At 69.2% G+C, this 12,201-nt stretch carries 14 protein-coding genes and 1 tRNA gene; 6 read left to right on the forward strand and 9 right to left on the reverse strand.

What is annotated here, in order from left to right; all coding sequences use genetic code 11:
• Positions 1 to 178: 178 nt before the first annotated feature.
• The 6 genes from ACUZ2Y_RS21530 to ACUZ2Y_RS21555 form a co-directional block, all read right to left on the reverse strand.
• Positions 179 to 1,066 (reverse strand): polysaccharide deacetylase family protein, encoded by an 888-nt coding sequence (locus ACUZ2Y_RS21530; protein WP_476331993.1) that lies wholly within the window; start codon positions 1,064 to 1,066, stop codon positions 179 to 181.
• A gap of 63 nt (positions 1,067 to 1,129) precedes the next feature.
• On the reverse strand, positions 1,130 to 1,849 hold the full coding sequence (locus tag ACUZ2Y_RS21535) for a hypothetical protein (RefSeq protein WP_476321610.1): 720 nt from the start codon (positions 1,847 to 1,849) through the stop codon (positions 1,130 to 1,132).
• 19 nt (positions 1,850 to 1,868) lie between these two features.
• On the reverse strand, positions 1,869 to 2,372 hold the full coding sequence (locus ACUZ2Y_RS21540; RefSeq protein WP_476321612.1) for a CYTH domain-containing protein: 504 nt from the start codon (positions 2,370 to 2,372) through the stop codon (positions 1,869 to 1,871).
• Positions 2,373 to 2,411: 39 nt separating this feature from the next.
• Positions 2,412 to 3,359: a phosphotransferase family protein gene (locus tag ACUZ2Y_RS21545; RefSeq protein WP_476321614.1), complete on the reverse strand. Its 948-nt coding sequence runs from the start codon at positions 3,357 to 3,359 to the stop codon at positions 2,412 to 2,414.
• Between the two features lie 69 nt (positions 3,360 to 3,428).
• Positions 3,429 to 3,806, reverse strand: coding sequence for a hypothetical protein (locus tag ACUZ2Y_RS21550; RefSeq protein WP_476321616.1), 378 nt, complete (start codon positions 3,804 to 3,806; stop codon positions 3,429 to 3,431).
• Positions 3,807 to 4,044: 238 nt separating this feature from the next.
• Positions 4,045 to 5,028: a small ribosomal subunit Rsm22 family protein gene (locus ACUZ2Y_RS21555; protein WP_476321618.1), complete on the reverse strand. Its 984-nt coding sequence runs from the start codon at positions 5,026 to 5,028 to the stop codon at positions 4,045 to 4,047.
• A gap of 114 nt (positions 5,029 to 5,142) precedes the next feature.
• On the opposite strand from ACUZ2Y_RS21555, the gene ACUZ2Y_RS21560 reads away from it, so the two are divergent.
• Positions 5,143 to 6,027, forward strand: a complete 885-nt coding sequence (locus tag ACUZ2Y_RS21560; RefSeq protein WP_476321619.1) for an XRE family transcriptional regulator — start codon at positions 5,143 to 5,145, stop codon at positions 6,025 to 6,027.
• Positions 6,028 to 6,217: 190 nt separating this feature from the next.
• On the forward strand, positions 6,218 to 6,769 hold the full coding sequence (locus tag ACUZ2Y_RS21565; protein ID WP_476321621.1) for a VanZ family protein: 552 nt from the start codon (positions 6,218 to 6,220) through the stop codon (positions 6,767 to 6,769).
• Positions 6,770 to 6,795: 26 nt separating this feature from the next.
• Here the strand turns inward: ACUZ2Y_RS21565 and ACUZ2Y_RS21570 are convergent, their stop codons facing one another.
• The gene (locus ACUZ2Y_RS21570; RefSeq protein ID WP_476321623.1) at positions 6,796 to 7,317 is read right to left on the reverse strand and encodes a trypsin-like serine protease; all 522 of its coding nucleotides are present in this window, start codon (positions 7,315 to 7,317) and stop codon (positions 6,796 to 6,798) included.
• 24 nt (positions 7,318 to 7,341) lie between these two features.
• Between ACUZ2Y_RS21570 and ACUZ2Y_RS21575 the strand changes: the two genes are divergently transcribed.
• The 3 genes from ACUZ2Y_RS21575 (at position 7,342) to ACUZ2Y_RS21585 (ending at position 9,205) form a co-directional block, all read left to right on the forward strand.
• On the forward strand, positions 7,342 to 8,343 hold the full coding sequence (locus tag ACUZ2Y_RS21575) for a LysR family transcriptional regulator (RefSeq protein ID WP_476321625.1): 1,002 nt from the start codon (positions 7,342 to 7,344) through the stop codon (positions 8,341 to 8,343).
• A 177-nt stretch (positions 8,344 to 8,520) separates the two neighbouring features.
• Positions 8,521 to 8,593, forward strand: a tRNA-Lys gene (locus ACUZ2Y_RS21580).
• 141 nt (positions 8,594 to 8,734) lie between these two features.
• Complete coding sequence (locus ACUZ2Y_RS21585) at positions 8,735 to 9,205, forward strand: DUF3995 domain-containing protein (protein WP_476321627.1); 471 nt, start codon at positions 8,735 to 8,737, stop codon at positions 9,203 to 9,205.
• Between the two features lie 21 nt (positions 9,206 to 9,226).
• On the opposite strand, the gene ACUZ2Y_RS21590 is transcribed toward ACUZ2Y_RS21585, so the two are convergent.
• Entirely contained in the window at positions 9,227 to 10,186 is a 960-nt protein-coding gene (locus ACUZ2Y_RS21590) for a helix-turn-helix transcriptional regulator (RefSeq protein ID WP_476321629.1), read from the reverse strand.
• 63 nt (positions 10,187 to 10,249) lie between these two features.
• Between ACUZ2Y_RS21590 and ACUZ2Y_RS21595 the strand changes: the two genes are divergently transcribed.
• A complete protein-coding gene (locus ACUZ2Y_RS21595) occupies positions 10,250 to 10,696 on the forward strand; it encodes a hypothetical protein (RefSeq protein ID WP_476321631.1) in 447 nt (148 codons plus the stop codon).
• Positions 10,697 to 10,807: 111 nt separating this feature from the next.
• On the opposite strand, the gene ACUZ2Y_RS21600 is transcribed toward ACUZ2Y_RS21595, so the two are convergent.
• Positions 10,808 to 12,175, reverse strand: coding sequence for a S8 family peptidase (locus tag ACUZ2Y_RS21600; protein ID WP_476321633.1), 1,368 nt, complete (start codon positions 12,173 to 12,175; stop codon positions 10,808 to 10,810).
• Positions 12,176 to 12,201 lie beyond the last annotated feature (26 nt).

The following is a 12,201-nucleotide window of genomic DNA, read 5'->3' on the forward strand; positions in this document are numbered from 1 at the left end:
GCCGGTGCCATTGCTGGTGATCGTCGTGCTGCTCAGATACGCGCCTTCCGCGCTGCTTGTCCTCCTCGCCGGGGTCATCGCGGTGGCGGTGCGCGGCGAACGCGGCGAACGGGCGCTCACGGTCCTGCCCATGCTCCTTCAAGCGCGTCGTGCGCGCCGACTTGACCAAGGTGCGCGCTCAGCGCAGGTGCACGAACCGTGTCCCGGCGGCCAGCAGGGGCGGCAGTGCGGCGGCCATGCCTCGCGCTGTGGCGCCCTCCGGGCGGTTCATGTGGGCGATGACGATCGAGCCCGGCCGCACCCCGGCCATGGCCCGGGTGATCTGGGGCAGGCTCGCGCGGGCGCCGCTGTCGGCGTTGACGTCGAAGCCGATGACCTGTTCGCCCAGCTCGGCGACGATCTTGGTGGCAACGTCGTCGTAGTGGGCGGTGCCGGAGCGGAAGAACGCCGGTGGCCTGCCCATCGCGCGCGTGAGCAGTTCGTGGTTGCCCGCGATCTCGTCGTAGACCTCGCCCGGGTCGCGCGTGCCCGCGATGCCGTACGCCGAGCGCCCGGCGACTGAGAGCGGCAGGTGTCTGGTGCCGTGGTTGGCGATGTCGAAGAGCGGGTCGGCGGCCAGGTCGCGGAAGGTCGCGGGGTTGGCCTCGATCCAGCGGGCGTTGAGGAACAGCGTGGCGGGGGTGTCGAGGTCGCGCAGCGTCTTGATCAGCGCGCTGTCGTACTGGGCGCCGCCGGGGCCGCCGCACGCGTCGAACGTCAGGGCGACGCCCGCCGAGGGCAGGCGGTTGATCACGCCGGGCACGGTCAGGCCGAACTGGGTGGGCCGGACCCCCTGGTAGCGACGCACCACGGCCGCCCGTGCGGTCGGAGCGGGAGGCGTCGTGGTGGGCACCGTGGAGACCGGAGCCGACGGGGGTGCCGACGTCGTGGGGGCGGCCGACGAACTCGGCGTCGGGCTGGGCGCCGAAGTGGGCTCGGCCGCCCGCGGACGCGGCTGCGGTGGCGTGCAGGCGCTGAGGACGCCCACCGCCCCGGCGGTGAGCAGGGCCCGCCTGCTGAGTCTCATCCCCACGCCATCAGGCTAAGGGCCTGTCCAGTGGATCTTGCGGAAGACGCCCTGGTCCCGGGCCTACAAGCCCGGGTACCAGTCCGAAAGGCCGGCGTCGGCGGTGTCCTCGGCCTGGAACAGGTCGGCGTCGGCGAACGCGCTGTCGTCGAGGGTGTCGTCCTCCGCGGGCGGCTCTTCCTCGGCGGCGGGCTCTTCCTCCTCGGCGGCAGGCGGCTCTTCGGACTCCCCGGACTCGTCGGACCCGGACTCGTTCTCGAACTCGACGTCCGCCGGGATGTTCTCGAAGCCCGAGTCCTCCCCGGCCGACTCGCCCTTGGCGCCGCCCTCGTCCTTGGGCTCGTGGTCTTTGGGCTCGTCCTTGTCCTCGGTGGGAACGTTCTCGCCCTTGTCCTCCGCGGGCGTGTCCTCCTCCGGGACGTCGGACGGCTGGTCCTGCGACTGGTCGTCCGGCGCGGCGTCCTTCTTCTCCTCCGGGACGTCCTCGGCCCGCGGTTCGGCCTTCGGCTCGCCGCCCTGGCCCTTGGCGTTCCACGTGCCCAGACCGGTCGGGTCGGAGTACGCCGACTCCGCCACCCCGTCGTTGTCGTGATCGAGCAGCGCGGTGTCGGCGACACCGTCGCCGTCGGAGTCCCACATGGCGTCGTCGTAGCGGCCGTCACCATCGAAGTCGACGGCGATCGCGTCCGTCGTGCCGTCGCCGTCCACGTCCACATTGGCCTGGCCGTGGTGCACGTTCGGGTCGCCCTCGCCGGTGCCGAACCGATACTCGATGTCCGCCATGTGTCGTCTCCTCTGAGATCTAAGTCGACGGGTAGACGTCCATGTCCCCGCCTCGGTTCCAGCCTGCCCACGGGTTCGTCGCGAGGTAGGCGTTGCGGTACCGCTTGTCGTCGGTGACCTCCTCGCCCAGCCACGCCGGGCGGGGGAACTCGGCGTCGGCAGTGTCCAGTTCCAGTTCGGCGAGCACAAGCCCTTCGTTGTCGCCGACGAACACGTCCACTTCGAACAGATACCCGTCGACGTCGACGACGTGGCGGTCCTTCTCCACCGGTGATCCCTCGCACAGCCCCGAGGAGCGCACGCCGTCGACGAAATCCACCGGTACCTCGGTCTCGAACTCCGGCCGGGAGATCCCCTTCGCCTGGCCCTTGACTGTCACCCAAGCCTTGTCGCCGGAGCTGCGCACCCGCACCTGCGCGCGTTCGCCGATGGCGAGGTAGGCCTGCACCATCCGGTTCGTCGAGATCACCGACGACCGCCACGAGTCGTCCGCCACCAGGAACTTCCGCTCGATTTCCTCCATCGCGCCAGGCTGTCAGGCCCGCCCCACGGCGTCCACCGCTCAGAAGTAGGACTCGGCGAGCAGGCTCATGAGCGTCTCGCGCGGCGCGTCGGCCCAGTCCCCCGGCGAGACGGCGACCGCCCGCGCCCAGACGAGGGTCCGCGCGACCTTCGCGACCCGGCACGCCAGGTCCAACTCGGCCACCAGCTCCGCGTGCGAACCCAGGTCGGTGAAGACCTCCAGGTAGGCGTCGCGCACCCGCAGCACGCCGGTGGTCTGCTTGCCCAGCCCGTCGGCGAGGACCTTGAGCGGGACGAACATCGCGGCGAACGGGTGCGCGATGACAGCGTCGCCCCAGTCGTAGAAGCGCACCGCGTCAGGGTCGGCCAAGTCGGCGAGCAGGACGTTGCCTGCGTGCAGGTCGTTGTGGTCCAGGCTTGGCGGCACCGGGGAGATCGCCAGCCGGGCGCACCAGTCGGCGAACTCGCCGGACTTCGCGGCGACCGCGGGCAGGCCGCCCACCACGGCGAGGGCTTCGTCGAACCGCTTCGGCATCACCGTGGGCCGCATGTCGGTGACCCCCGCGGCGAGCATCCGGTCGATGTGCGGGGCGAGGTCGCGCTGCAGCAGGCCGTAGCGCGGCATGACCTCGGTCAGCACCTTGACCAGGTCGTCGTCCGCGAGATCGCGGCCTACGAGCGTGCGGCCGCCGTCGGGCAGCAGCATCCAGCCGCGCTCGGCGTCGGTGGCGATGGGTTCGAGGACGCGGTGCGGGACCAGCTCGTGCAGGACGTCGTACAGCGCGGCCTCGAAGGCGTTCGGCGGGTTGACCGCCTTGAGCCACACCGTCCCGGTCGTCGTCGGCGCGGTCAGCTGGGTCGACCACGGCCGCACCCGCGGCTGCTCGACGGTGCCGGTCCGTTCGATGCCCGCGTCGGCGAGCCGCTCGTCGAGCCACGCCGTCGCCAGCTCCACCCATGCTGATGACGACCAGAGTTCGACTCCCATGGCCACCAGCCTTCCAAACGAGGATCGAAACGCCCAGGGGTGCCGCGGCGGGCACCCCTGGGCGGTGGATCAGCCGGTCACCGAGAGGCTGTAGCCCGCGACGCCGTTCTGGCAGTGGTACGAGGTGAAGACGCCGCCTGCAGTGCCGTTGTTGCCCACACCCTGGCAGTCGGCCAGCGTCGGGAAGGTGTTGATGTAGACGCCGCTCACCGAGCCGGACTTGGCGGTGACGGACAGGCTGTAGCCCGCGACGCCCGACTGGCAGGTGTAGGAGGCGAACACGCCGCCCGCGACACCGTTGCCGCCGCTGGTGGCGCAGTGACCGCTGGAGCCGGTGTAGAGGAAGACCGAGTTGGCGGGGGCGGCCTGCGCGGTGCCCGCGGCGAGCGCGAACGCGGCGGCGGTGCCTGCTAACACGGTGGTCACTGCGCGCATGCGGTTGGTCATGGTTGTTCCTCCTGGGTCGGGTGGATGCCATGTGACGGCACCGAAATCGACGCTAACAGCAGGTTTTCGTCCATTGTGGATAGAGCAAATGCCGATGATCGACTCTCGGTTAACCAGTTGACAGGGCAAGATCGGTTGCTCACTTGCCGATCGGCAGGTCCACGCCTTGAACGCCGCTTTCGCTTGACAGGCAAGGGATTTCTCCCTTGTTAGCGCACAGTGAGACTTGTGATGTCGATCATGTGCCCGCGCTCCAGCCGTCGCCCCACTCCACATCGCGGGCGCGCTTGTAGGCGTCGGGGTCGCGCTTGGTGATCTTGGCCTCGGCGAGCCCGTCCGCGCCCGTGCACAGCGTCAGCGACACCAGTCCCTTGCGCTTGACCGGGTGGCGCAGCACCCGGTTGTCCACGTGCGGCAGGTCGGCCCGGGTGAGGGCGACGTAGGAGTACTTCTCGTCCTCGTGCGCCAGCGTCGCGGACTTGACCCGCCGGTGCAGCGCGGTCCGGTTGAGCCGTTCGGCGAAGTGGCACCAGTCCTGGCCACGCGGAATCGGGCACGCGCGCTCGTGGGGACACGGCGCCAGCACCTTCATTCCGTCGGCGATGAGCAGGTCGCGGGCCGCGACGATCCGCTCGTAGCCCGCGGGCGTGCCGGGCTCGACCAGCACCAGCAGCCCCGCGTCCAGGGCGAGGGAGCGCACGACCTCCGCCCGCGACGATTCCGCCAGCTCGCCGAGCACATAAGACAGGGTCACCAGGTCGGCGGCGGGCTTGGCCACGCTGCTCCCGACGACTGCCCGCTCCCACCGCGCCGACCGCACCGCCGGCGCCGACGAGCGCTCCGCGAGCTTGCGGCCCAGGGCGATCGCGGGCGCCGACTGCTCCAGCACGGTCACCTCCGCCAGCGACGGCCACACCGCCTGGGCCGCCCACACCGACGTCCCCGTGCCGCCACCGACGTCCACCATCGACTTCGGCTGGAATTCGGGGGCCAGGACGGCCGCGTGGCGCAGCGCGGCCGACACGGCGGCGAAGGTCGCGGGCATCCGGTACGCCGCGTAGGCTGCGACCGTCAGGTCTTTGTCCAGCACCGCCGACGACGGGTCGACGCCACCGCGGTAGCGCTGGATGAGCGCCTCGACGGCGTCGGTGACCTGCGAGGTCGGGAATCGCCCGAGGGCGTCGTCGAGGGCGGCTGCGAGCTCGGCGGGGAGGGTGGACACGGCTTCGAATCATGCCTGGTCAATCCCGGTTGGCTCAGCTGGGTGGTAATGACCGGGCCTTGACCTCGTCCGGCCGTGGCACGACCATCGGCACGACCAGATCAGGAGCCCGCGATGTTCAGTGAGCCCGACTTCGCCTACGACAGCACCATGCCGTCGTTCGCGGCCGCTCTGCGCTCGGCGATCGATGCGAAGGGCCTCGGGCTGGTCCGGATCCAGGACCGGCTGAGCAGGCGTGGGGTGTCGGTCAGCCTGGCGACGCTGAGCTACTGGCAGACCGGCCGCAGCCGCCCGGCCCGGCAGTCCTCGCTGGCCGTGGTCCGCCACCTCGAGGACATCCTGGACGTCCCGCGCGGCACGCTGACAGCGTTGATCGACCCGCACCGCCCGGCGATGGGCGCTTTCTGGCCGCGCGAGACCCGGGTGGAGGACGCGGTCAGCGAGGTCGACATCGGCTGGGACGACCGGCTGACCCGGCTCAGTCAGCACGACCGGGTGGTCGTCGGCGGCGACCGGGGCGAGCGGACGTCGACCTCGCGGCAGGTGCTGCGCGCGGAGGCGGACGGCCCGGACCGCTGGATCGTCATCAACCACATCGACGAGCACGACCGCGCGCTGCCCACGATCCGGCCGCTGCGCAACTGCCACCTCGGCCGGACGATCAGCAGGCCGGAGAGCGGGCTGTTGGTCGCCGAACTGGTCTTCGACGCGGCCCTTCGACGCGGCGAGACGATCGTCCTCGAACACGAGCTGGTCAGCAGGCCGCCGCATCCGCTGGCCACCAACTACGAGCGCAAGTTCCGGCTGCCGGTCCGCGAGTACGTGCTGGAGGTGTGCTTCGACCCCGCCGCGGAGCCCGGCCGGTGTGAGCAGTTCGCGCGGACGGCGGGCAACGCCGAGCGCGTGCGGCCGATGGCGGTCGATGACCGGCATACCGTGCACAGCGTGGCGCTGGACTTCGGGCCGGGCTGTTTCGGCTTCCGCTGGGACTGGGACTGACCCTCTGGCCGTCCTGAGTGGACGGCCAGAATCTCCCTCGCTACCACCAAATTGCCGGGGTGGGAGAACGGTATGAGCGCTTGGCGGGGCGGAAATAGATCTTCGGGTTTAACATTTCAGATCGCGCGCTCAACCTTCGCGCCCGTCGAACGTCTTCCAGTGGAGAGCTGAACTATGCCTGGGGGTACTGATGAGTGTGGGGCAGGATGCCGATCTTGCCGAGCGGATACTGAACCAGCCACTGGTGGCCGCCGCGATGGTCGCAGGCTGCGTGGTGATCGGGTTCGCGGCCCTCGCGCTGGCCCGATGGCGGGGCTGGCCTCGGGTTCGGGCGGTGCTCGCGGGCTTCGGACTCGCGCTCGCGCTGGCGGTCACGCTGGGCAGATCCGGAGTGCTGGACCCGGATATCGCCACCATGAATCCGTGGCGGCGCTGCGTGGACAATGACTTCGCGTTGGCGAGCACGAAACAGCGGCTGAACTTCTACATGCTCATGCCGTTCGCGTTCTTCGCCACTTTGACTGTCCGCCGACCGTGGCTGATGATGATCACCTGTGCCGCGCTCAGCGCGGGTATCGAACTCACTCAAGCGCTTATCGCGGTGGGCATTTGCGATTCGCAGGACTTCTACAACAACACCGTCGGCGGCGTGATCGCCGTGGCGGCCGCGTGGGCGATCGGCCAACTTGTCCAGCCGCGCAAGCGGGCCACCGAACCGGACGCCGCCACCGCGAGGCGGTGACGGCACCCGGGTTCATCCGCGACCGGTCAGCAGGAGCCGAGGTCGCGCCAGTTGCTCCACGGGGAGGATCCGGGAGCCTGGCCCGCGGTGTACCAGGTCGCTTCCCAGCGGTGGCCGCTGTAGGAGACGCGGTTGCCTGGCGAATACCAGACATTCGGGTTCCACGGCTGGACGTCCGAGCACGACGGCGGTGTCGGGGTCGGCGTGGGAGTCGGTGTCGGTGTGGTGCCGCCGCCGGTGGTCTGGTTGATCCAGTTCTTGTACGCCGGGACGTTCATGTAGATCGCGGGCGCGGTGCCGCAGGTGTCCTGGCCCTGGCCCGCGCGGCTGGTCGCCCCGGTCAGTTCCCACCGGCCCGAGACCTGGCGAACCGCCGGGCCGCCGGAGTCGCCGTAGCAAGCGCCGGTGTTGGGCTTGTCGCGGCGAGGCTCACCGCGAGCACAGCTTTCTTGAGCCGCATGCGGGCTCCTCGCAAAATGCAGGGTTGAAAATCCGGACGCAGGTATCCGTGCAGCGAAATATGGTCCAGCCTTCTGGTCAAGGCTCATCCAAACGGGGTATTAATTGCGGTTATGGCGAACTTGGAACTGAGACACCTGCGGACGATCTGTGCGATCGCCGAGGAAGGAAGCGTGTCCAAGGCGGCGGCGAGAATCGGTGTGTCGCAGCCCGCGATGACCACGCAGCTGCGCTCCATCGAGCGGCTGATCGGCGGCGACCTGTTCGAGCGGTCCCCGTCGGGCAGCGTGCCGACCGAGCTGGGCCGCAGCCTCATCCGCTCGGCGCGGCTGGTGCTCGATGACGTCAAGACGCTGCTGAACATGGGCGACCCGGGGACCCGCGCGGCGGCCGAGACGTCGCTGGTGTTCGCCTCCATGCCGATGCTGTTCACCGGGACGGTGGTCTCCGAACTGGCCGCGTGGATCCGCTGCGCGGAGGTGCGGGTGCAGACCTACACGGCCGGGTCGGGCGTCCTGGATCTAGTGGCGTCGGGCCGTGCCGACCTTGCCGTGTTCGAGTGGTTCGAGGGCCTTGAGCAGCGCGAACTGCCCGGGCTTGAGGTCCGGGCCCTGGTCCGCGAGCCGCAGTTCATCGCCTTGAGCGAGGACGACCCGCTCGCCGAGACCGACGAAGTGGATCTCGCCGACCTGGCCCGCCGGGACTGGGTGGTGCCGCCGCCGGAGGAGGACGGCCTGCGTATCCAGCTCCGCCACGCGTGCGACGCGGCCGGGTTCCTGCCCCGCCTCACCCACCAGGTCAGCGACGCGCGGACCGCCATGACGCTCACCGCGGGCGGCGCGGTCTGCCTGGTCCAACCCGCGTCGATCGACGGTCACGGGATCGTCGTGCGCCCGCTGCGCGGCACGCCGCTGATCACCCCGGTGCTGCTGGCCATCCGCTCGGACGGCCCGTGGGCCGACCGCAGACACGAGATCACCGCCTGCGTCGCACACGCATACTCCACAATTGTCGCGCGCAATCCGTATTACGCGAAGTGGTGGATTGATCACCCGGAACACCACGCCGAACTCGATGCCGCACTGCTTCTGCCGAGGCCTAGTCGACCGCAGTAGACGGATCCTCGAAATGTCTGCTACTCGCCAATTCATGCCATTACCAGTTGGGCCCATCAGGAATTTTGATGGCCGAATGGGATAGGTGTCACGGCCCCTATCCCCCTGAGCGGGGCCCGCTGATCACCCAGTCACGCCTCCCCCGGAGCGGGCACCCGGTACACTCGCGCAGCGGAGGGGGCGTTAGCTCAATCGGTAGAGCTGCTGACTTTTAATCAGTAGGTTCCGGGTTCGAGCCCCGGGCGCCCCACAACTTCCCCTCGTCGGATCTGGCCGACCCCGGTTTCCACGAGCGTTGAATTTGCTACGGTGAGTTCGACTTCCGGGGGGAACGATCGTCGGCGACATCCGCGCACGTCAGCCCGGCCGGTGGGCGGGATACGCGACCGCGGTGTGCGCGTTCCTGTTCGCGCTCACCAGCTTCTACTGGGGCTTCGGCGGCACCTTCGCCCTCGACACGGTCGGCCGCGAGGCGGTGGAGCTGATCGAGGCGGGCGATCCGGGCATTTACATTGCCGTGTGGTTCGCGGGGTTCGTCAAGGTCGCAGGCGGCGTCCTGGCGCTGGCACTGGTCCAGCCGTGGGGCAGGCGGCGGTTCCCGCACTGGATGCTGATGCTCGCGGGCTGGGGCGGGGCGGCCGCCCTCATCCTCTATGGCGCCGCGCAAGTCGGGATCCAACTCCTGGTTCGGGCCGGAATCCTTGTGCCGCCAGGGGATATGGACTGGTGCGGCTGCTACGGCCACCTCTACCTGTGTGACCCATGGTTCGTCGTGTGGGGCGTGCTCATGGCCGTCACAGCCTTCCATTACACCCGCGACGCCAGCCTGCGGTCGGCTCAGGTCGCGGAAGGCGTTGGCTGACCGCGATTCTCGAGGCGGCCTTCATGCGTACAAACGCGCCAATTCGCTGATCGTCTCGGCGAACAGCCGGCGGAGCTCCGGCGGCTCGATGACCTTGATGTCCGCGCCCATCCGCAACAAGTCGCTGACGGTGTGGCCGGGGGACTCCACCGGGATCACCGCACGAGTCCATTGTGGACGTTCACCGGGCTTTCCGGTCTCCGCGACCGCCCGCACGGCCTCGGCGGACAGGATGTCCGGCATTCGCTCCATTCCGCGTGGGGACAGTTCGACGGTCGCGGTGCCGCGGAGGCGCCACGACAGGAACTCCTCCACGTAGGACTTCCAGTAGACGATGAGGTCGAAATCGGGGCGGTCGAACGTCTCCGTGGACACATCGAGGTCCAGGATGGCGGAGACCCGGTACGTCGACACCGTGGTCGAGCCCTGCGCCACCAGATACCAGCGGCCCGCTTTCAGGACGACGCCGTAAGGCCTCAGCGTGCGGGTCACCTCGCGCGGGGTTTTCCAGCGGCGGTAGCGCACGTCGATCACCCGCTGGTTCCACACCGCGTCGGCGACGGCGGCGAGTTGCGGGGTCTCGTCGGAGTCGTACCAGCCCGGGGTGTCCAAATGGAACCGTGAGGAGATGCGGCCTGCCCGGTCGCGCAGTTCCTCGGGAAGGGCAGCGATCATCTTGAGCTGGGCGGCGGCGACCACGGAGCCGAGTCCCAGTTCGGCGGCGGGCCCGGGCATCAGGAACAGGGATTCGGCTTCATCGCTGGTGAGACCGGTGAGCTTGGAGCGGTAGCCGCCGAGGAGTTGGTATCCGCCTGCGGGGCCCGCGTTGCCGTAGAGGGGAATGCCCGCGGCGTGCAGGGCGTCGACGTCGCGGTAGACGGTGCGGATCGAGACTTCGAGCTCGGTGGCGAGTTCCTGGGCGGTCAGCCTGCCGCGAGTCTGCAGGAGCAGGAGGAGGGAGACCAGTCTGCTCGCGCGCATGGCGGAAGTTTCGCAGGTATCACTGACAGAAGGTGTCAGTGATAACCCTCTAGCGTCCGGGGCATGACCAAGGGGTTCGATTTTCTTCATGGCAGTTGGAATGTCGTCAACCGGCGCCTGCTCGCGCCGCTGACCGGGAGCGACGAGTGGGACGAGTTTCCCGCGGTGTCGACCTGTCGGCCGTTCTTCGGGGGCAACATCGACGAGGTCTCGTTTACCACCAAGGGGTCTGCGGGGTTGACGTTGCGGACTTGGGATGTGGAGCGGGAGCACTGGGCGATCTACTGGATCAGCAGCCGGACTGGGGTGCTGCAGGCTCCGGTGTTCGGGGACTTCGTGTCCGATAGCGAGGGGGAGTTCTATGGGTGGGACGAGTTTGAGGGGCGGCGGGTGAAGGTCAGCTACTTGTGGACGGTGAACTCGCCTGACTCGGCTACTTGGCGGCAGGGGTTCTCGTTGGATGACGGGGAGACCTGGGAGATCAACTGGGTGATGGAGTTGTCTCGCTAGTTCTCTCGGTGGTGGGGCTGGGCTGCGGTCACGGGGACTGGGGGGACAAAGAAAGGGCGGCTGCCACCGGGCGTGGTGGCAGCCGCCCTTTCTGGCGCTATCTCAGGTGTTTCAGATGTTCGCGATGGTCTTCGTCGCGTCGATCAGGCCGGAGCCGCAGCCTTCGGCGCAGACGCCGGGGAGGGGGCGGACGTTGGCCTTCAGCGCCGCCTCGACCTGGGCCGGGGTCAGCGGCTTCTCGCCGAGCATCAGGGCGACCAGGCCCGCGACGTGCGGGGCGGCCATGCTGGTGCCCATGAACGTCTTGTAGTCCTCGGTCGTCTGCGTGGTGGTGCCCGCGTTGATCGTCGAGAGGATGCCGTCCTGCGGCTTGGTGCGGGTGCCGGGAGCGTCAGTCTCGTTGCGGACCTCGCCGCCGGGGGCGGTGACGTCGATGAGGGCGCCGTAGTTCGAGTAGAACGCGCGGTTGCCCTCGCGGTCGCTGGCGGCCACCGAGACCACGTTGCTGCAGTTGGCCGGGGTGAAGCCCGAGACGTTGGAGTTCGAGTTGCCCGCCGCGACGACGACGGTGGTGCCGCGGGACACCGCACCGTTGATGGCGCGCTGGTAGGCCGAGGCGCAGGTGCCGCTGCCGCCGAGGCTGAGGTTCAGGACCTTGGCCGGGTTGGCGTTCGCGGGGACGTTGCGGACCTTTCCACCCGACGCCCAGGTGATGGCGTCGGCGATGTCGGAGGTGCGGCCACCGCACTTGCCGAGGACGCGGACCGGGACGATCTTGGACTTCGCGGCGATGCCCGCGATGCCGTTGTTGTTGTCCGAGACCGCCGCGATGGTGCCCGCGACGTGGCTGCCGTGCCAACTCGAGTTGCTCGGGTTGGCCGCGCCGCCGCACTCGCCCGCCGCGTACCAGTCACCCTCGTCGTTCGGGTTGGCGTCGCGGCCGTTGCCGTCGCGCGCGCTGGTGGCGTCGCTGATGAAGTCGTAGCCGGGCAGCACGTTCCCGTTGAGGTCCGAGTGCGACACGATGCCGGTGTCGATGACCGCGACGGTCACGCCCGCGCCGTCGGCGGTGGTCCACGCGCCGGGGGCGTTCATGCCCGCGGTGGGCTCGAAGAGGTCCCACTGCTCGCTGTAGCGGGTGTCCGCCGTGGTGGCGGTCATGATCAGGTCGGGTTCGACGCTGACGACCCCGGCCTGCTTGCGCAGGTCGTTCATCAGCGCGGCCGTGCCGTTGCGGCCGAGGCCGCGGGACGCCTTGACGACGACGCCATCCGAGCCGAGTTCGCGCACCTGGGTGACTCCCTTGTGGGCGAGACCCCGAGACGTGGCCGAGTCGGCGAAGGTGACGATGAACTGGTCGTAGCCAGCCGCAGCCGCCTCGTCCTGACCAGCCTGGGCCGTTCCTGCAAGCGTCGGAACCGCGAACCCGGCGATAGCCAGGCCCAGGGTGGCGAGCGCGGCGGTGTACCGCTTCTTCATCAAGAGGTCCTCTCGTGAATGCGCAA

This window comes from Actinokineospora sp. UV203 (assembly GCF_056323665.1).

Coding starts and splice junctions, on each gene's coding strand:
- ACUZ2Y_RS21530 (WP_476331993.1), bottom strand. CDS start 1,066: ATGAGACTCAGCAGGCGGGCCCTGCTCACCGCCGGGGCGGTGGGCGTC.
- ACUZ2Y_RS21535 (WP_476321610.1), bottom strand. CDS start 1,849: ATGGCGGACATCGAGTATCGGTTCGGCACCGGCGAGGGCGACCCGAAC.
- ACUZ2Y_RS21540 (WP_476321612.1), bottom strand. CDS start 2,372: ATGGAGGAAATCGAGCGGAAGTTCCTGGTGGCGGACGACTCGTGGCGG.
- ACUZ2Y_RS21545 (WP_476321614.1), bottom strand. CDS start 3,359: ATGGGAGTCGAACTCTGGTCGTCATCAGCATGGGTGGAGCTGGCGACG.
- ACUZ2Y_RS21550 (WP_476321616.1), bottom strand. CDS start 3,806: ATGACCAACCGCATGCGCGCAGTGACCACCGTGTTAGCAGGCACCGCC.
- ACUZ2Y_RS21560 (WP_476321619.1), top strand. CDS start 5,143: ATGTTCAGTGAGCCCGACTTCGCCTACGACAGCACCATGCCGTCGTTC.
- ACUZ2Y_RS21565 (WP_476321621.1), top strand. CDS start 6,218: ATGAGTGTGGGGCAGGATGCCGATCTTGCCGAGCGGATACTGAACCAG.
- ACUZ2Y_RS21570 (WP_476321623.1), bottom strand. CDS start 7,317: ATGAGCCTTGACCAGAAGGCTGGACCATATTTCGCTGCACGGATACCT.
- ACUZ2Y_RS21575 (WP_476321625.1), top strand. CDS start 7,342: ATGGCGAACTTGGAACTGAGACACCTGCGGACGATCTGTGCGATCGCC.
- ACUZ2Y_RS21590 (WP_476321629.1), bottom strand. CDS start 10,186: ATGCGCGCGAGCAGACTGGTCTCCCTCCTCCTGCTCCTGCAGACTCGC.
- ACUZ2Y_RS21595 (WP_476321631.1), top strand. CDS start 10,250: ATGACCAAGGGGTTCGATTTTCTTCATGGCAGTTGGAATGTCGTCAAC.
- ACUZ2Y_RS21600 (WP_476321633.1), bottom strand. CDS start 12,175: ATGAAGAAGCGGTACACCGCCGCGCTCGCCACCCTGGGCCTGGCTATC.